Source organism: Nocardia sp. NPDC050718 (assembly GCF_040654235.1).
Taxonomy (GTDB): Bacteria; Actinomycetota; Actinomycetes; order Mycobacteriales; family Mycobacteriaceae; genus Nocardia.
Genome location: NZ_JBFAHQ010000001.1, coordinates 156,846 through 175,219 on the forward strand (window position 1 = coordinate 156,846; position 18,374 = coordinate 175,219).

General features: G+C 70.0%; 12 protein-coding genes. 4 read left to right on the forward strand and 8 right to left on the reverse strand.

Annotated elements, in window-relative coordinates; all coding sequences use genetic code 11:
- Positions 1–2,222: 2,222 nt before the first annotated feature.
- From AB0H54_RS00750 to AB0H54_RS00760, 3 genes are all read left to right on the forward strand, one after another.
- The gene (locus AB0H54_RS00750) at positions 2,223–3,218 is read left to right on the forward strand and encodes a ParA family protein (protein ID WP_357341872.1); all 996 of its coding nucleotides are present in this window, start codon (positions 2,223–2,225) and stop codon (positions 3,216–3,218) included.
- Between the two features lie 34 nt (positions 3,219–3,252).
- Entirely contained in the window at positions 3,253–4,284 is a 1,032-nt protein-coding gene (locus AB0H54_RS00755; RefSeq protein WP_357341873.1) for a ParB/RepB/Spo0J family partition protein, read from the forward strand.
- 106 nt (positions 4,285–4,390) lie between these two features.
- On the forward strand, positions 4,391–5,116 hold the full coding sequence (locus tag AB0H54_RS00760) for a GNAT family N-acetyltransferase (RefSeq protein WP_357344128.1): 726 nt from the start codon (positions 4,391–4,393) through the stop codon (positions 5,114–5,116).
- Between the two features lie 61 nt (positions 5,117–5,177).
- Here the strand turns inward: AB0H54_RS00760 and AB0H54_RS00765 are convergent, their stop codons facing one another.
- The 6 genes from AB0H54_RS00765 to AB0H54_RS00790 all read right to left on the reverse strand — a co-directional run bounded on the left by AB0H54_RS00765 (position 5,178) and on the right by AB0H54_RS00790 (position 13,598).
- On the reverse strand, positions 5,178–6,371 hold the full coding sequence (locus AB0H54_RS00765) for an N-acetylmuramoyl-L-alanine amidase (RefSeq protein ID WP_355275328.1): 1,194 nt from the start codon (positions 6,369–6,371) through the stop codon (positions 5,178–5,180).
- 130 nt (positions 6,372–6,501) lie between these two features.
- On the reverse strand, positions 6,502–6,834 hold the full coding sequence (gene trxA / locus AB0H54_RS00770) for a thioredoxin (protein WP_019050115.1): 333 nt from the start codon (positions 6,832–6,834) through the stop codon (positions 6,502–6,504).
- A 41-nt stretch (positions 6,835–6,875) separates the two neighbouring features.
- On the reverse strand, positions 6,876–7,862 hold the full coding sequence (gene trxB / locus AB0H54_RS00775) for a thioredoxin-disulfide reductase (RefSeq protein ID WP_355275326.1): 987 nt from the start codon (positions 7,860–7,862) through the stop codon (positions 6,876–6,878).
- Between the two features lie 97 nt (positions 7,863–7,959).
- Positions 7,960–8,799: a hypothetical protein gene (locus AB0H54_RS00780; protein WP_357341874.1), complete on the reverse strand. Its 840-nt coding sequence runs from the start codon at positions 8,797–8,799 to the stop codon at positions 7,960–7,962.
- Positions 8,800–8,895: 96 nt separating this feature from the next.
- Positions 8,896–9,456, reverse strand: a complete 561-nt coding sequence (gene sigM, locus AB0H54_RS00785) for an RNA polymerase sigma factor SigM (protein ID WP_357341876.1) — start codon at positions 9,454–9,456, stop codon at positions 8,896–8,898.
- Between the two features lie 323 nt (positions 9,457–9,779).
- Entirely contained in the window at positions 9,780–13,598 is a 3,819-nt protein-coding gene (locus tag AB0H54_RS00790) for a murein biosynthesis integral membrane protein MurJ (protein ID WP_357344130.1), read from the reverse strand.
- 222 nt (positions 13,599–13,820) lie between these two features.
- Between AB0H54_RS00790 and AB0H54_RS00795 the strand changes: the two genes are divergently transcribed.
- The gene (locus AB0H54_RS00795; protein ID WP_357341878.1) at positions 13,821–14,663 is read left to right on the forward strand and encodes a hypothetical protein; all 843 of its coding nucleotides are present in this window, start codon (positions 13,821–13,823) and stop codon (positions 14,661–14,663) included.
- Between the two features lie 732 nt (positions 14,664–15,395).
- On the opposite strand, the gene AB0H54_RS00800 is transcribed toward AB0H54_RS00795, so the two are convergent.
- Positions 15,396–17,825, reverse strand: a complete 2,430-nt coding sequence (locus AB0H54_RS00800; protein WP_357341880.1) for a DUF6049 family protein — start codon at positions 17,823–17,825, stop codon at positions 15,396–15,398.
- The gene (locus AB0H54_RS00805) at positions 17,822–18,277 is read right to left on the reverse strand and encodes an NUDIX hydrolase (protein WP_280346635.1); all 456 of its coding nucleotides are present in this window, start codon (positions 18,275–18,277) and stop codon (positions 17,822–17,824) included. Before AB0H54_RS00805 ends, AB0H54_RS00800 begins: the two co-directional genes overlap by 4 nt.
- Between the last annotated feature and the right edge of the window lie 97 nt (positions 18,278–18,374).

Sequence of the window (18,374 nt, forward strand, 5' to 3'; positions counted from 1 at the left end):
TCCGTGCGGTCCGGGAGCGACGGGCGAGATCGACCGAGGGGAAGTTCATGAGGCGGAGTCCGTCGATCGCAGGGTGATGATGATGCGCGTCGGCAAGGTCGAGGACGGTGATCCACTCCCCCGCCGCCGGGCAATGGTCGACCTGGAAGTCGCCGTGGACGACCGTCGCCGGTGGACCGCACGACTCGCGGTCGGCCACGCGGACTGTCGTTGATCGAGGAGTCGAGCAGTAGGTGGGCGCAGTCCCCAGCAGTGCGGTCAGCCGGTCGACCAGTCAGGTGGTGACAGCGCGCGGCTCGCCGCTCTGCCGCGGACAGTTGGCTCGCCGCTTCACCGTGGGCCGCTGGCTCGGTGCTCCGGCGTGAACGGGTGGCTCTGCGCTCTGGCGCGGGCGGCTGGCTCGCTGCTAAACCGCGAACGGGTGGTTCGCCACTTCGCCGCGGCGGGTGGCTCGCCGCTTCGCCACGGTGACAGGCTCGGCGTTCCGGTGTGGACGGCTGACTTGCCGCTCCGGTGTGGACGGGTGGCTCGCCGCTTCGCCGCGGCGGCAGGCTCGGCATTCCGGTGTGATCGGCTGGCTCGGCGCTCTGGTGTGGACGGCTGGCTCGGCGCTCTGGTGTGGCCGGGTGGCTCGGCGCTCTGGTGTGGCCGGGTGGCTCGGCGCTCTGGTGTGGACGGGTGACTCGGCGCTCTGGTGTGGACGGCTGGCTCGGCGTTCCGGCGTGCCGGGTGACTCGGCGCTCTGGTGTGGACGGCTGGCTCGGCGTTCCGGCGTGGCCGGGTGACTCGACGCTCCGGCGTGGCCGGGTGACTCGACGCTCCGGCGTGGCCGGGTGACTCGACGCTCCGCTGCGAACGGGTGGCTCGCCGTTTCGCCGCGGCGACAGGCTCGGCGCTCTGGCGTGGGTGGCTGGCTCGCCACTTCGGTGCGAACGGCTGGTTCGCCACTGCGGCATGGACGGCTGGTTCGCCACTCCGCCGTCGAGCAGTGCCGCGGTGGTGGCAAGGAGAGTGCACGGGACCGGGGCCGGGAGGAGGCATGTGCCTGCCGTCGCTGAACGGGCTTCCGCTTGGTGGCGGACGAGGCGGTCGAGGACGTCTCGTGGTGACATCCGGCGGTCGGTTCCGAGGACGTGGCTGGGATCATCCAGCACGGCAGTCGCGCAATGAGTCTCGCCGTGGTGGTCGGGTCTGCGAGCCGGTGACGGTGTCGGTTCGGTCTGCGAGGGTGGTCACCGTGCGCGGCCTGTCTGAAGGCGGGCGGATCGTTCGGTTGGACGGACCGTTGGCGGTCGGTATTCAGAAGACCGCATCGAGGTTTCAGGACTTGGCCTGTTCTGGTTGTCCGGTGGCGTCGACGGATTTCGGACGCGCATGCCAGCGCTGCGGAGAGCGTCGCCGACCTTCCCCACGGGGCACGGCGTGGATGCGGCACGAAAGTTCGGTGGCGGGGACCGTCGCGGTTCTTGTGCGGTGGACGGACATTCGAGCGTCTCGACGTGGTACGTGACGAAGCCGCCCCAGCGTGATCTCGCGCTGCGATGCGGCTCGGTCAGGTGCTGGGAGATCAGCCACAACCGGCGCGATCGTGCCGATCTCTCTACGCCGGCTAGCAAGTGCCTCACTGCGGCCAGCGCCGAGGGGCCGCGGTGAGGTGCTGTCACACCGGCCGGGCGTCGTGCCACGCCGCTGACTCGGGAGTGGGGAATTCCGCCGCTGCGGGAGCGGGGAAGGTCGGTGCTGAGGGAGCGAGAAAGTCGGTGCCGTGGGAGCGAGAAAGTCGGTACTGCGGAGATGGGGAAAGTCGGCGCCCACGGAGACGGGAGAAGTCGGTGCCGCGGAGACGGGGAAAGTCGGCGCCACGCCGCGGACCTGTACCCGGTGGTGATCACCGCAAGGACGGTTCGGACGGGCGCGCCCAAAGTCGCGTGGCGGGCTGGAAGGGCTGATCGGCCATCCGATTTCGGCCCACCACTCCCCCGTGTTTCCCGTGAAACATCGATCCGGAAACCGATTTGCGCGAACTTGGGTGTGTCCTTCTCGGCGTGCCGCGATTCAGCTTTCCTATCTGTCGCAGTGCTGGCAAGCTGTTCACAGTCGGGCGTGCGCGCCGGGAGCCACCGTGGCAGTGGCCGGACGCCGCCGATCTTGTTTGTGATGACACGGCGCCGACGCTCGGTCGGGAGAACGTGATCTGAAGTTTCTCGGGTTAGGAGCTGTCTATGTCGAGCGGTCCGGCGAATGTTTCACGGGAAACAGCGTCGCGGGTCCCGGGGATGCTGGATTCCAGCAACTTCGACGCGGAGACGTTCGGGAACACTCCTTTCGGGCACATCTCCTCGGCCGAGACCCCGATCGCGGCGGAAGCGCAACGCGCCAGCCAGATTCTGCATCCAGGAAAGGTCACTGTGCCGAAACCCCGCGAGCAACGGATCATCACCATCGCGAACCAGAAGGGCGGCGTGGGTAAGACCACGACGACGGTCAATCTCGCTGCGGCGCTAGCGCACCAGGGCATGACGGTTCTCGTCGTCGATCTCGATCCGCAGGGCAATGCGAGTACGGCGCTGGGCGTCGCGCATCACTCCGGGGTGCCGTCGAGCTACGAACTGCTCATCGGCGAGGTGTCGGTCAAGGACGCGATTCAGCAGAGCCCGCATGGCGAGCGGCTGCTGTGCATCCCGGCGACGATCGACCTCGCCGGCGCCGAGATCGAACTCGTCTCGATGGTCGCGCGCGAGGGTCGATTGAAGACCGCCATCCACGAGGCGGCCCTCGCCGGATACGACATCGACTACGTCCTGATCGACTGCCCGCCCTCCCTCGGCCTGCTCACGGTGAACGCGCTCGTGGCGGCCAAGGAAGTGCTGATCCCGATCCAGTGCGAGTACTACGCGCTGGAGGGTGTCGGTCAGCTGCTCCGCAATATCGGGCTGGTGCAGGCGCACCTCAACCCGCAACTCCACGTCTCGACCGTGCTGCTGACGATGTACGACGGCCGCACCAAGCTGGCCGACCAGGTGGCCGAGGAAGTGCGCAACCACTTCGGCGACGTCGTCCTCAAGTCGATGATCCCGCGCAGCGTGAAGGTCTCGGAGGCGCCGGGCTACGGAATGACCGTGCTCGATTATGATCCAGGCTCCCGCGGTGCGATGAGCTACCTGGACGCGGGGCGCGAGCTCGCCGCCCGCGCCCAACTGCGCCAGGACGCGTCGTAGTGGTGTGTTGGAACGAGGAAGGGATCGGTAGCCGATGAGTCAGGCGAAAAAGGGCGGTCTCGGGCGCGGCTTGGCCGCACTGATCCCGACGGGTCCGGCGGCGACGGCGCCGGGTCTCAGTAGTGCCGCGGCGAGCGTGATCGGGATCAATCCGATCGGCCCGCAGCCGGCCGAGGCGTTCCTGCATCGCGTCCCGGATGCCGAACCGGAACCGGAGGAGGAAGAGCTCGTCTCCCCCGGCGGCGCGGTCTACCGCGAGGTGCCCGCCGAGCAGATCGAGCCGAACCCCAAGCAGCCGCGTCAGGTCTTCGAGGAGGAGGCGCTGGCGGAGCTGGTGCACTCCATCCGCGAGTTCGGCCTGATGCAGCCGATCGTGGTGCGGCGGCTCGAACCGGGCGTCGACAAGTTCCAGTTGGTCATGGGCGAGCGCCGGTGGCGCGCGTGCCAGGAAGCCGGCCTCGCGACGATCCCGGCAATCATCCGCGACACCGCCGACGGCTCGATGCTCCGCGACGCGCTGCTGGAGAACATCCACCGCGTGCAGCTGAACCCGCTCGAAGAGGCGGCCGCCTATCAGCAGCTGCTCGAGGAATTCGATGTCACCCACGAGGAATTGGCCTCGCGAATCGGCCGTTCGCGGCCGGTGGTGACGAATATGATCCGACTGCTGAAGCTGCCGATCCCCGTGCAGCGTCGGGTGGCGGCCGGGGTGCTCTCGGCCGGACATGCCAGGGCGCTGCTCGGCTTGGATGCCGGAGCCGACGCGCAGGAAGTGTTGGCGGCGCGGATCGTCGCCGAGGGATTGTCGGTCCGGGCCACCGAGGAAGCGGTGACGCTGGCGAACCGCAACCCTTCGGAGGTCGCTCCCCCGGCGCCGAAGCGTAAGCCGATCCACATGCCGGGTCTGCAAGAAGTGGCCGAACGGCTGTCGGGCTCCTACGACACCCGGGTCACGGTCAGCCTCGGAAAGCGTAAAGGCAAGATCGTTGTCGAGTTCGGTTCCGTCGAAGACCTCGAGCGCATTGTGGCGCTGATGGAGCAGCCCGGCCCTGAAACGTCACTGTGACGGGGCACTCCCATTCTTTCTACATAATTGAAAGAGGCGGCATTACTGTGGATAGTGATGTGGCGTGAGCGTGGATGAATCGGACAGCTGGAGGCTGAGCAGAGCGGTGTCGACCAGCGTCACGGCATTGACCCTCGATCGACTCGATCAGCTCCCGGCGCACACCCGGCGGTGTGTGTTCTGGGAGCTCGATCCAGCCGTCGCTGCCGACTCCCATGCTTTCAGCGATCCGGTCTTCGAGAAGGAGGCCTGGCTCTCGACCGTGATGCTCGAGTGGGGCTCGTGCGGTCAGCTGGCGCATGTCGACAACAACATCGCCGGCTGCGCGCTGTACTCGCCCCCGAGTGCGGTCCCCCGGTCGACCCTGTTCCCCACCTCCCCCGTGAGCCCGGACGCGGTCCTGCTGACCACGCTGCAGGCCGAATTCCCCTATGAGGAGGCCGATGTAGCCCACCGGCTGATTCAGGGCGTGGTGGCCGATCTGGTGCGTCGTGGCGTGCGCGCGATCGAGGCGTTCGGCATTCGCAACGGGCCATCGACCAGTTCGCTGGCCGACCGTGGGCTCGGCTCGTCCATGCGGCTGATGGAACGGATCGCGGCACCGCTGCGCGATCCGGCGGCGGCGACCCAGTGCACCCCCGAAACCTGCATGATCGACGCCGATTTCCTGGCCGACGTCGGTTTCGAAGTGGTGGCCCCGCATCACCGTTTCCCCCGCCTGCGGCTGGAGCTCGACTCCGACCACGGCTGGAAGGAAGACGTCGAGCGCGCCCTTGACCAGCTTCTCGCGGCGGCGTCGATGGTGCCGCCCACCCGCGTCGGCGCGCTCTGAGGCGGACAGACGACAACGGCCCTGCGGAAACCGCAGGGCCGTTGGTCGTTTCGGGGGTCTGTCAGACGCGCGGGGCGGGCACGTTGCCCGCGTCCGCGGCGGCCAGCTCTTCGGCGAGCAGCTCGGCGAAGGTGTAGGTGCCGGTGGGCTGGTCGTCCTGGCCGAGCAGATACAGCCGCTTCACCGAGATGAGGATGGCTTCGGCGATCACGTCACGCATGCGCGGGTTGGTGAGCACCGAGGCGTCGTACTCGTTGGTGAGGTAGCCGAGGTCGACCTGCACGGTCGGCATCTTGGTGAGCCGCAGCAGGTCCCAGGTGCGCTGATGGGTCCGGCAGTCCTGCACCGAGGTGCGGGCGACGACCTCGCGCTGGATGAAGCCGGCCAGCACCTGGCCGATCATCGAGACCGAGCCGTGCGAGTTGCCGAAGTAGAAGCCGGCCACGCCCTTCGCGGACGGGTTGTCGCTGGTGGCGCAGCGCAGCGAGATCATCAGGTCGGCGTCGAAGGCGTTGGACGTATCGGCCCGTTCGACATCGGTGGGGTTGGCGCCCCACGGCCGGGACAGGAACGTCTCCATGCCGGTGGCGGCCATCCGGCCCTCGAGCCGCGAGGCCAGATCCCAGAGGATCTCCGACTCGAAGACGTCACCGAACTCGGTCGGCACCGCGAAACCCTTGTCGGCGCCGCCGAACCCGGGATCGATGACGATGCGCTTGCCGGTGAGCTGCGGGCCCGCCCGGTGCACGACCTCTTCCTCGGCGATGCGATGCGGGTTGCCACCGGTGACGCGCGCGCCGAGCAGATCCAGCGAGCGCAGTGTGTCGGGACCGCAGATGCCGTCGGCGGACAGCCCGATCTCGCGCTGGAAGGCGCTGAGACCGTCGTGGGTGTGCGGGCCGAAGTAGCCGTCGACCCGGTGCACGTAGAAGCCGAGGTCCTGCAGCTTGCGCTGCAGGGTCGCGACATCGTCACCGTAGAGCGGCGCGGACAGCTGGTAGATCAGTGTGCGGGCACCCAGGCGGTAGGAGGCTTCCTTCAGCGCGCGGTAGGTGGCCGGACCGACCACACCGTCGACGAGCAGACCGCGTTGCTGCTGGAACGCGCGCACCGCCGAGTCCAGCGGCCGGTCGAACTCCGCGTCGGTGTCCTTCCAGTAATCGCCGTGCTGGGGATGCAGGAAGCCCAGGCTTGCGAGGGTGCTCCGAACCTCTGCTACGGCTGGTCCTGAATCGCCGTGACGAAGTCGGTGCATGCTTGAGAGCCCTTTCCTTCGGCCGGAGCGTCGCCTCGATTGTCTCAGACCCGGGCCGTATTACGGGAATCCCGGGTCCAGGCATCCTACGGCGCGTCGGCCGGTAGGAGGTGCTTTATCAGACCGCAGGTCAGATGAGACCGTCGAGTTCGCGCAGCAGTGCCGCCTTGCCCTTGGCGCCGACGATCTGCTTCACCGGCTTGCCGCCCTGGAACAGGATCATCGTCGGGAGGGACAGGATCTGGTAATCGCGCGCCGCGCCGGGGTTGGCCTCGGTGTCGAGCTTGGCGATGGTCAGCTTGTCGGCGTGGGTGCCGGCGATCTCCTCCAGCACGGGGGCGACCATCTTGCACGGACCGCACCAGTCGGCCCAGAAGTCGACCAGCACCGGCTTCTCGCTGAGCAGAACGTCATCGGCGAAGGACTGGTCGGTGACGGTGATGGTGTTGGCGCTCTCGGCCATGGCTGTACTCCTTGCTGGGGTGGAACTCGAAGTGCTCGAAATCAGTTGGTGGACACCGCTGCCGGGCCGTCGGCGTTCTCGAGGGTGTTGGCGGTGATGTCACCCTGCTCGGCGAGCCAGCGCTCGGCGTCGATCGCGGCGCGGCAGCCGGTGCCCGCGGCGGTGATCGCCTGGCGGTAGGTGTGGTCGACCAGGTCGCCCGCGGCGAACACGCCTGCCACGTCGGTGGCGGTACCCGGATCGGTGACCTGCACGTAGCCCTCGCCGTCGAGCGCGACCTGGCCCTTGACCAGCTCGCTGCGCGGGTCGTGGCCGATGGCGACGAACAGGCCGGTCGCGGCGAGCTCGGACTCCTCGCCGGTGCGGGTGTCGCGCAGGGTCAGGCTGGTGACGCTCGTCTCGCCGTTGACCTTCACCACTTCGGCGTTGAGCCGGAACTTGATCTTCTCGTTGGCCTTGGCGCGCTCGAGCATGATCCGCGAGGCGCGGAACTCCTCGCGCCGGTGCACCACGGTGACGCTGGCCGCGAACTTGGTGAGGAAGGTCGCTTCCTCCATGGCCGAGTCGCCGCCGCCGACCACCACGATGTCCTGGCCCTTGAAGAAGAAGCCGTCGCAGGTGGCGCAGGCGCTCACGCCGCGGCCGAGCAGGTCCTGCTCGCCCGGCACGTTCAGGTAGCGGGCGGCCGAGCCCATCGCGAGGATGATGGCGTAGGCCTCGAAGGTCTCGTCGCCGACGGTCACCTTCTTGATGGGGCCGGACAGGTCGATCGCGTCGACGTCCTCGGTGCGCAGGTCGGCGCCGAAACGCTTGGCCTGCTCACGCATCTGCTCCATCAGGTCGGGGCCCATGATGCCCTCGCGGAAGCCGGGGAAGTTCTCGACCTCGGTGGTGGTCATCAGGGCGCCACCGAACTGGGTGCCTTCGAAGACCAGCGGCTGCAGTTCCGCGCGGGCGGCGTAGACGGCTGCCGTGTAACCGGCGGGTCCTGAGCCGACGATGATCAGGTCGCGAACTGGCGTGCTCATGGGGCCCTTCCGAAAAGACAAGCTGGGGACGTGTCGGTCAACAACAGCCTAAACGGTGTTGTTCCCGGGGTTGCGGGACTGCCCGGGAAGCACCGTGTCAGCCGATATCGCGCAGGGCTAGCTGTTCGGGCGCCCCGGTGGTGCAGCCCGCGCCGACGACCAGCGCGGTGATGGTCGGCGGCTTGGGCCCGATGACGAGCACGAGCACCGCGTCGGTACCGCGGAAGGTGATGCTCGACGCACCGAGCACCGTGCGGTCGACACCGTTGGCCTGGACACAGCGGGCCAGTGCCGCCTCGTCGGCCAGCGGGCCGGTCACCTCGCGCTTGCCGAGCGCGCTGAGCGCCGCGGCGGTGGTGAGCTCGTCACCCGGGATGTCCGGTTCGGTGAACGGTGCCGCGGTCGGGGTGCCGTCGGTGGTGTCGATCGTGGTGACGACCGCGCCGACACCCGCGATGACGGCGACGGAGGCGGCCGCCGCGGCGAGCCAGCCCGCGCGGCGCCGGGATCGGTACCGCGCCAGCGAGACCGGCGCGTCGACGGGTGGCCGCGGTGGGGGCAGCGGGATCGACATCGTCGACAGCCGGTCGGTGGGGCCGTCCGGCTGGGCTTGCGGGATGGTCGTCAGCCGATCGGTCGGTCCGTCCGGCGGGGAAATTGTTGTCAAGCGGTCTGTCGGTCCGTCGCCCGTGTCGGCGTCCAGATCGGCGACGAATCGGAACATGCGGTCGGCGATGTCGTCGGGCATGCGGTGCATGATCCGGTCGTCGGCGCCGAGTGCGCGGAGGTGCGTGTTCACCTCGTCGAGCTGGTTCAGGTAGTGCAGCGCGTCTGGGTCGGCGCTGACCTGTGGCAGGAGTTGCTCGCGCAGTTCGGCCGCGAGGTTGTCGCCATGCAGATCGGCCAGCAGTTCCGACGGGAACGGAGGCTGCGGCACGGATCGAGACACCCTCGCACCTCCCCTGTTCTGTCGATATCGGATCGCAGGATTTACATCGCTGACTTGTTCGTCACTGTTAATGACGCATCCGGGCTAGATCCGGTTCCCCGGATCCCGGAAAAATTCCAAACGTTCTTGCAAACGTACGCGCGCTCGGGAGCATCGGCTCTTGATAGTGCCCTCCGCCACGCCGAGCGCGGCGGCGGTTTCGGCCACGCTGCGGCCTTCCATTTCGACCATGACCAGGGCGAGCCGCTGATCCTCCGGCAGTGTGAACAGCGCCTCACCGACGACGGCCGACAGTTCGTACTCGGCGAACTCGTCGCGCGGCTCGATCGCCTCGGGCATGGTCTCGGGTGTGATGGAGATCGCGCGGCGGGTCTTGTTGCGGCGGATCCGGTCCAGACAGGCGTTGACGACGATGGCGTGCAGCCAGCTGCGTACCTCGGCCTCGGCCCGGAACGAGCTCGCGGTGCGATGCGCGGACAGCAGCGCGTCCTGGAGCGAATCGGCGGCGTCCTCGCGGCTGTAGGAGGTGCGCAGCGCGGTCTGCCACAGATGGTCCTTGTGCCTGCGCAGCAGCTCGGCGAAGGCGTGCGGCTCGCCACGGACATGGGCGGCCAGCAGTTCCTTGTCGCTGCCGTTCTCGAGCACGAACGAGCGATCGCGGTGTGCGGCGACCTGCCGCGTTCTCCCCCCGCGTACCTGCTCGTTGACTTCCGGCGACACCTGACCCCTTGGACAGCGCTCATTCGGCGACTTCACGTCGGCGAACGAGGCCGATCCATCACCTGACTACTGCGGCGTCCAGGATCGACGTCGACAAATCCTGGGTAGCTCCCTGCGGAGAGCGCGGCCCGATCATATCGTCGATAACAATTGCGCACCAACCGGACCGCAGTTCGATGAACGACCGATCTACGCGCGGAAGACGGCGGCCACCTGCGTCGATAGCGGTGGGCGGAGTTCGGCGCCGACTAGGGCGCGGCGTCGAAACGGACGTCGGCGATGGCGGTCTGGAACTGACCGCCCGAATTCGCGAGCCCGGTGATCCATACGAGCACGAAACGAGCGGCCTGGTCGGTCTGCACGGCGATGTCGGTGACCCCGTCGACCAGCTTGGCCGAGCCGATCAGCTGGGTCTGGTCGAGCGTGGGGGTCTCCGTCGGCGAGGTGCGGATCTCGACGGTGCTGCCCGCGCTGGGCGAGGTGATCGAGACGTTGGTGAGCTTGGCCGGCGTCGGCAGGGTGGCCAGCAGGCCCACGCCCTTCTTGAGGGCGGGGAACTGCTGGAAGTACTGGTCGGTGCGCCAGACCGTCGCCGGGTTCTGGTCGAGCACCGCGCCCGCCGACGCCGCGCCGTCCGGGGTGCCCTCCGGGGAGAACACCGCGGCACCGGTGACGGGCACCGGCACGCTGGTCGGCGGCGCGGCCGGGGTCTGCCCGGCGGGCGGGGCCGCGCTCGGCGGCGCGACACTCGACGTGAGCCCGATGTTGATCTGCTCGTCCAGCGGCTTGTCCGACGCGCCGGGCGCGAAGATGCTGACCATCCACCAGATGAGAATGCCGACGACCAGCGCCGCGAGGACGCCGAGGCCGACCATGATCCACATCATCCGCTGCGAGCGTTCCCGCTCGGCGGCGAGCAGTTCCGGGTCGGCGAGCGAATCGGGGCCGCCCGCGACCGCCCGCTGACCCAGCCGCAGGACCGGGATGAAATCGGTCTTCTGGTCGACGACCGAGGCCTGCTCGAGCACGTGCTGCACCGTCGCCGCGGTGCGCACGCCCTTGTTCGACTCCAGCGAACGGACCGCGACGGCCGAGATCTCGAACGGGACCTCCGGCCGGATCTGCCGCGGTTCGACGGGGGTCCCGTCGGGGCCGAAGTCGGCCAGGTGCAGGCCGCCGATGGTGGCCGCGGTCCCGGTGACGCCGCCGACCCGGATGGGCCAGCGCGCGGTGATCAGGGCGTAGAGCATGGCGCCGAGGCCGCGCACGTCGCCCTGGGCGTCGGAATCGCCGAGGGTGCCGGGGAACGCCAGGACGGCGTCACCGGAGGCGCTGATCCGGATCCGGTCCGGATGATCGATCGACAGCGAGCCGCCGCCACGATGGGCCAGTTCGGCCGCCGAGGCGAGTGCCCTGATGGCCCTGGCCGCGCCGATCGGCGACGGCACCGTCTCGGCCATCTCGCGCAGCGAGCGACCGGGCGTCCACTCGGCGACGACGATGCCGCCGGAGCTGCCGCGGACCACGTCCAGGACCCTGGCCAGGCCGGGCGAGTTGATCCGGCCGAGGCGCAGCGTGCGCGACAGGATCGCCTGCGGGCCGTCGTGCCCGGAGTTCTCCCCCGACTTCTGGTCGGCGTCGACGAAGGTCAGCGCCACCTCGCGGTCGAGCTTGATGTCGAGCGCCTGCCAGAACTTCAGGCCACGCGCGCCGCCGTGACCGGCGAGCAGACGGTAGCGGCCGCCGGCGACGGACGCGCCGGGGATCAGCTTGGGGCCACGCTGAGCGCGGTTCGCCGCCGCGGCAGGCGGGACCTGCGGCGGGATCGGCAACATGCCGGTGTCGTGTGTCGGATCGTGCGGCGGCATCGCGCGCGCGTCGTCCGCCGGTCCCCGGTCCTCTGCCGAGCTGTTATGCGGCGATTCGGCCTCGTCGGGCGTGTCGGCCTGCTCGGATCCCGCCGCGCCGGACGCGGCAGGATCGACATCGGTGGACATTCCTCCTGCTGCGCGCGCCGCAGAATCAGCGGCCGGGACGCCGCCCACCGCGTCATCGCTCACCCTCGGTCCTCCTTCGGCCTGATCTCGCGGAATCTTCCGCGTGCTGGCGTCATCGCCACCCATGTCGGTATGCCGAACAGCGTACGGGAACTGTGCCTGACCGGTGATGTCAACAGCGCCGGGCCGGATCACCGGAAGGACCATCGTCTGGGTGTCCATCGACGGCCCATACGACGGGAACGCGTAGGTGTCGGGCCTGCGCAGGATCGTGGTCGCGTAGATGTCCTCGGCGGGGGTCTCGTCCAGGCCGAGATCCGGCGCGGGCGGGGTGATGCCCAGCTTGCGCGAGACGGCCACGGTGATCGCCACGACCTCGGGGATGCCTGCCAGGCGCATGAGGCCGAAGGCGACCGAGAACATGACCACCGAGTCGATGACGACGCGCAGCAGCGAGCCCGCGCCGCCGGAGACCCGGTCCAGGCCGGTCACCGTGTCGACGATCAGCATCACCGCGCCACCGGCCACGGACGCGAGCAGCACCCGGGTCACCGTGCGGCCGACATTGGCCATCCGCAGGTCACCGAGGCTGCGGTGCAGCAGCAGACCGCCGATGATCGCGCCCGCGGTGAAACCGAGGCCGGTCGCGACGCCCAGGATGATCACCACGTCGTCGCTGTCGCGGGCCAGCACCGGGGCCAGCGCCGAGAACAGGATCTTGATCGTGGTGATGCCGAGGATGATCCAGGTGGGTGTCCACGCCTGCTCGCGCGCGTAGAACACGCGCAGGTGGATCAGCACCAGGGAGTACGGGATCAGCGAGAACGCCGACCAGCTCACCGCGCTGCCGAGGCGTTCGGCGTCGCCGGAGAAGCGGGCGTAGCCGTAGAGCGCCTGGCCGATCTCCGGACCGGCGAGGGTCAGGAAGGTGACCACGGGGATCAGCGCGATCATCGTGAGGCGGGTGGCCACGGACAGGTCGTCGACCACGGCGGGGGTGTCGTCGGCAGCGGCGTTGCGGCTGAGCCTCGGCATGATCGCGGTGAGCAGGGTGACACCGAGCACGCCGTACGGCAGCTGGAGCAGCGCCCACGCGTTGGCGAAGATCGCGGGACCGGCCTCGTCGGCCGAGGACGCGATGTTGTTCGCGACGACCAGGCCGATCTGGCTGATCAGCACGTACAGGATGATCGCGGCGCCCATCTTGCCGAACTGCTTGAGGCGCGCGTCGACACCCCACAGCGGCCGCAGATTGATGCCGTGCCTGCGGATCGCGGGCAGCAGGCTCAGCGCCTGGGTGGCCACACCGACCGTGATGCCGATGCCGAGGACCAGCAGTTTCGGGTCGCTCATCCGCACCGGATCGAGGGTGATCTCGCCGGGGGTCAATGCGTAGACGGCCAGCACGGCCAGTACGACGACATTGTTGAGCACCGGCGCCCACGCGCCCGGTTTGAACGCCTGCCGCGTGTTGAGGATCGCGGTGAACAGGGCGGACATGCCGTAGAAGAGGATCGCCGGCGCCAGCAGGTAGGTCAGCGCGGTGGTGAGGTGGGTGTTCACCTTGCCGTCGCTGGCCACCAGCACGTGGCTGGCCAGGATCGGGGTCGCGGCCAGGGTCAGCACGGTCGCGGCGAACAGCACCGCGAAGGCGGCGGTCACCAGTCTGCGGACGAACGCGGCGCCGTTGTCGGCGTCCTCGTGTTCGGCGCGGACCAGGGTCGGCACGACGATGGCGGTCAGCACGGCGCCGAGGACCAGCTCGGCCACCATGTTCGGGATCAGGTTCGCCGAGATGAACGCACTGGCGATGGCCGGGCCGAGCACCGTCAGCAGCAACAGCTGCTTGGCGAAGCCGGTGATGCGGCTGACCAGCGTCGCGATGGCGATCGAGCCGGAGTCCTTGAGCAGTTTCGCGTTGGCGCTCTGCGGGGTCGCCTGCTTCTCGGTCGAGACCCGCTCGGGGCGTGCGATCCGCTGGGTCTTGGCGGCGGACGCGTCGTCGACGACGGCCGTGCGCCGACCCCGGCGATCGGCGTCGGCCTGCGCGCCGACCGGGGTGCCCGGCATGCCCGGATAGGAGGGGCGTTGCGGTGCGTTGCGTCGCCCGGCGGCTCCGCCCGGCTGTTCGGGCCTGCCCTGCCGCGGAATCGCCCCGGACTGCGACCCGCGCGGGACACCGGGGCGCCCACCCGAACCGGGCGGCACCGAACCTTCCTGCGGCCGCTGGGGACGTGCGCCCGCGTCGAGATCGGGACGCGCCTGGCGCGGAATCGCCCCGGACGCGGACCCGTGCGGCGCGGGCCGCTGCTGCGGGAACTCCCCCGAGCCAGGACCCTGCCCGGGCCGCTGCGGCCGGAGGTCGTCGGATCGCACGCCAGGGCGACCCGAACGCGGCTCAGCCGGGAGTTCACCGGGGCGCTGCGGACGACCTGGTCGTTGCTGCGCGGAGAAGTCGTCGGCACCAGCCCCCGGGCGCGAACCCTGGCCGGGCCGCTGCGGTGGGAACTCGTCGGCACCAGCCTCGGGCCGCAGAGCCTGGCCCGGCCGCTGCTGCCGGGGGAACTCGCCCGACTGCCCGCCGGGCCCGGCTACGGGATGCGGAGCCCGGCCGGGTCGTTGCGGTGGGAACTCGTCGGCACCAGCATCCGGGCGCGAACCCTGGCCAGGTCGCTGCTGCCGGGGGAACTCGCCCGACTGTCCGCCCGGTCCGGCTACGGGCCGCGGCGGTTGGCCCGGCCGCTGCTGCGGGAACTGGTCGGCACCGGCCGCTGGGCGCGAACCCTGGCCGAGTCGCTGTGGCGGGAACTCGTCGGCACCGGCTCCCGGGCGCGGGGCCTGGCTGGGTCGTTGCTGCCGGGGGAACTCGCCCGATTGCCCCCCTACGGGACGTGGCGGTTGACCGGGCCGCTGCTGCGGGAACTCTCCCGAACTCGGTCCGGGGCGCTGCGGCCGGAACTCGTCGGCGCGAGCCCCGGGGTGGCCCGCACGCTGCTCCGGTGGCAGACCACTCGAGCCGGGCAGCGGTCGCTGTCCTCGGAATTCGTCGGCACCGGGATGCGCGGGCGGGAAATCTTCCGAGCGCCCGGAGCGCGGCGCCTGACCCGGGCGCTGATGCCGGGGAAACTCTCCTGACTGCTCACCGGGACCGGCCGCCGGACGTGGCGCCTGACCCGGCCGTTGCTGCAGCGGGTCGCCGGACTGTCCGGGTGCTGGACGCGGCGGTTGACCGGGTCGTCGTTGCAGCGGGTCACCCGACTGCCCGTCCGCCCGTTGACCGGGTCGTTGTTGCAGCGGGAACTCCCCCGACCGACCCGCGGGCGGGCCGGGGCGCTGCGGCGGAACAGCCGGACGACCGCCCGGTCCGGGCCGCTGCTGCGGAAACTCACCGGGCTGCCCCGGCAACTGAACCTGCGGTACACCCTCGCCGGACGGACCATCGGGACGATCGCCGTAGGCCGCGCGCGACGGATCAGGCGCACGGTCGCCCGGCCGATCGGTGGGCACGGGCCGAAATCCGGGTGGCGGCTGGTCGGCGGGACGATATCCGGGCTGACGCGGCTCGAAGCCGGGATCGGCGGGCCGGTACGGCCGTCCTTCCGGCACCCCCGGACGCGGCGCGGCGACGTTCCCCTCGTGCTCCCCGCCCGTCATGCCACGCTCCCACGGCGCGACCGGGGCCGGGCGTTCCGGTCCGTCGCGGCGATCGTCGTTGTCGTGCCGATGAGCGGAATCATCGTCGCCCATCATGCCTCCTGTACCCGGCGCAACCCGCGAATCCCGCCGGTCCGGTGAGCGTTTCGCTCACCCGTGCCACTCTCGTCCTTGTCTGCCATGTTCCCCCGCCCGCGTCTCAGGCGCGGGCGTTCACTGCCGTTCGAACCCCTCGTCGGCGGGGTCGGGCTGCCCGCGGAACCGGCGCAGGAGCCGGCGCCCGGCCAACAGCAACAGCAATATTCCGGCACATGCCGTAATTATGGCCAAGGCCTGCCCGTAGGCGTTCGAGCGTACCGAGACCGACGTCGGCTCCCCTAGCGCTACACCGTCCGGCGTGGTAAGGGAGATCGGAATCACCAGCTTACGGCTGTCGCTCACCTCGGTCGGAATCTGGAACGACCGGGTGCCCGATGGCGGAAGCAGCTGTTCGCCGATATCGGTGATGTTCGTCTCGGCGGGCGCCTCGATCCGGAACTGCACCCGGATGGCGACCGGCAGTTCGTTGCGGGCGACCAGCAGCAACGGGCTCTGCTCCGACGCCAGCGTGTACACCCCACCCGGCGGCAGCACCGACACCGAGGAGAACATGGTGTCGAGTTCCTTGGTGACCTGATCGATGCGGCGCTGGGCGTGCAGATCGGCGAGTGTGTCGTCGTCGGCCCTGCGGTCGGACAGGCTGAGCGCGCGCAGCAGGTCCTCGCGGGCCGGGGTCAGGAAGGCGTGCGGGGTGAGCTCGGATTCCGGCAGCTCGACCAGCGCGCGCATCAGCTCGGTGATCCGGGCGCCCTGGGCGTGGACCGGCGGCACGAACCGTTCCGGCGCGGCGTCCTGGGCCGCGCGCGGCAGGTATTCCAGCGCGTACGGGTGCGGATCGGGCGCCTGGGCGACCAGCTCGGCGAAACCGCGCGGGCTCGCGAGATTGTTGCGGGTCAGCAGTTCGACCTGCTTGAGCAGCGCGATGCCCTCTTCCCGGTTGGCACCCCACTGCTGCGGCGGCATCAGCAGCTGCGAGCGCGGCCGCTCCGGCGACGGGTTCAGCGCCGACCACGCGATCGCGCCGAGCGCGTCCTGCAACCGGGCGGCACGCGAGTCGTTGGTGACGTCGAAGCGCACCTTCGACGGGGTGAACGACGGCGTCGGCGGATTCGAGCCGACGGCGGCCAGCGCGGTCGCCGACCAGATGTCGAAGGTGGTGACGCGCAGCGCGGGATCGGTGCCCGCGGGCGCGCCGGCGGGCGGTTCCACGCTCACCGTCGGCACCCGCACGACATCCGGCGCCGCCTGCTCCCCGCCGACGACCACGCCGGGCTCCAATGTCACCGGCGCCGAGGTCAGCGCGTTCTCGGTAGCGCTCGCCGCGCCGTCGGACGACACCGCCGTACTCGCCAGCACTGCCGTCCCGTAGCCGTGGCCGCGCAGCAGCTGCCCGGCCGGGTCGTCGATGCTGCCGGAATCGGGCAGGCTGACCCCGCGCAGCGAACGGGTGCCCAGGATCGCGTCGACCACGTCGGCGGGCGCGGTGAGCGCGCGCGCGGACAGGCCGGGGTCGTTGACGGCGGCCAGCGCCGACACGTCGACCTGCGCGAACGGCAAGGCCACCGTGCACATCGACCCGGCCAGCGCGCGCAACCGGTCGAGCCAGGCCTGCGCGCTCGCCGCGCCGGTGCCCTCCCTGGTCGCGCCGCCCGGATCGGACGGGCTGGCCAGCACGCGGTAGCCGTGCGTCATCGTCTGCACGGTGGAGACCAGGTCCGGGTCGATGGCGATGCACACCGAGCCCGCGACGCCGCGCTCCCGGCCGGGACCGGGCGCGACCGATTCCAGCGCCGCGACCAGCTGTTCGAGCCGTCCGCCCTTGCCGACGGAGACGGCCAGCTCGTCGTCGAGCAGCTCCGGCTGCCCGTTGACCGAGCCCGGTTTGCCCGCGACCATGCGCGGCCGGTCGGCCAGCGGCCAGATCAGCGTGGTGGCCACCGGCGACGCGTCCGCGGGCGGTGGCACCGGCTCGCTCGCCGCGCCGGTGGCGTCGCCGCCCGCGCCGGGCAGGCCGAGCACGGGCAGCAGGAAGCGGGCGTCGTCGAGCCGGGCCTGAGTGCCGTAGGCGGGTTCCCCGTTGACATTGAGCAGCAGCGGATACACCCCGGGATCGGTCAGCCCCAGCGAGGCGCCCTCACCGCCGGCGCGCAACGCGATGCGCACCGAGAACTGCTTGCGCTGACCGGGACTCAACCGCTCGGCGACGTCCTGGAACGGCCCGGTGACCTCGTAGTTCACCTGATCGAGCCGCAGCGAACTGCGCAGCCCGCTCGGGGACTGCACCGGCGCGGCCCGCTGGATCCGCACGCTCACGTCGTCGACCACGCGGTCGCCGATATTGGTGACCGTGCCCGACACCGTCAGCATCGGATCGCTGCTCGTCGTGACCGTGCCCGGCGCGACGGCGTCCAGCGTCAGCTTGAGGAACTTCGGTGTGCTCGTGCCCGACCCGTTCGGCTGCGCGTGCGCGACCGAAGGCAGAAGCGTCACCGAACCCAAGATGGTCAGGACCGCCGTGATCAGCCGGAACAGTCCACCCGTCATCGCTTGCCGGTCTCCATCCGGTCGATCATTCGATTCGCCACTTCGGCCAGCCGGCGTTCGTCGGCGTAGGCCAATCGGGAATCCAACTCGCTCAACGGAACCCACGCAACCTGGGTGACTTCCACGTCGGCGTCGGACAGTTCACCGCCGAGCGAGCGCAGCAGGAAATGGTGCACGGTCTTGTGTACCCGTCTGCCCTCGGTCACGAACCAATAATCGATACTGCCCAGTTCGGCGACCACTTCACCGTTGATCCCGGTCTCCTCGGCGACCTCGCGGATGGCGGTCTGCTCGGAGGTCTCGCCCGCTTCGATATGCCCTTTGGGCAGCGACCACAACAGCCTGCCCCGGCGATCGGTACGCCCGATCAGCGCGGCGGAGCGCTGCTCACGCGGGCCGTCGAGCCCGTCGACGACCAGGCCACCCGCGGAGGTCTCGCGCACCGTGCGCATCCGTGGCTTGCCGGCATTGCTCGCCGAACCGCGCCGCCGCGGCTGGCGGCGTCGACTGTTCGCGCGATCGGCCGGAGGAGACACCCAGCAAGCTTAT

Coding starts and splice junctions, on each gene's coding strand:
- AB0H54_RS00750 (WP_357341872.1), top strand. CDS start 2,223: ATGTCGAGCGGTCCGGCGAATGTTTCACGGGAAACAGCGTCGCGGGTC.
- AB0H54_RS00755 (WP_357341873.1), top strand. CDS start 3,253: ATGAGTCAGGCGAAAAAGGGCGGTCTCGGGCGCGGCTTGGCCGCACTG.
- AB0H54_RS00765 (WP_355275328.1), bottom strand. CDS start 6,371: ATGCACCGACTTCGTCACGGCGATTCAGGACCAGCCGTAGCAGAGGTT.
- trxA (WP_019050115.1), bottom strand. CDS start 6,834: ATGGCCGAGAGCGCCAACACCATCACCGTCACCGACCAGTCCTTCGCC.
- trxB (WP_355275326.1), bottom strand. CDS start 7,862: ATGAGCACGCCAGTTCGCGACCTGATCATCGTCGGCTCAGGACCCGCC.
- AB0H54_RS00790 (WP_357344130.1), bottom strand. CDS start 13,598: ATGCCGGGCACCCCGGTCGGCGCGCAGGCCGACGCCGATCGCCGGGGT.
- AB0H54_RS00800 (WP_357341880.1), bottom strand. CDS start 17,825: ATGACGGGTGGACTGTTCCGGCTGATCACGGCGGTCCTGACCATCTTG.
- AB0H54_RS00805 (WP_280346635.1), bottom strand. CDS start 18,277: ATGCGCACGGTGCGCGAGACCTCCGCGGGTGGCCTGGTCGTCGACGGG.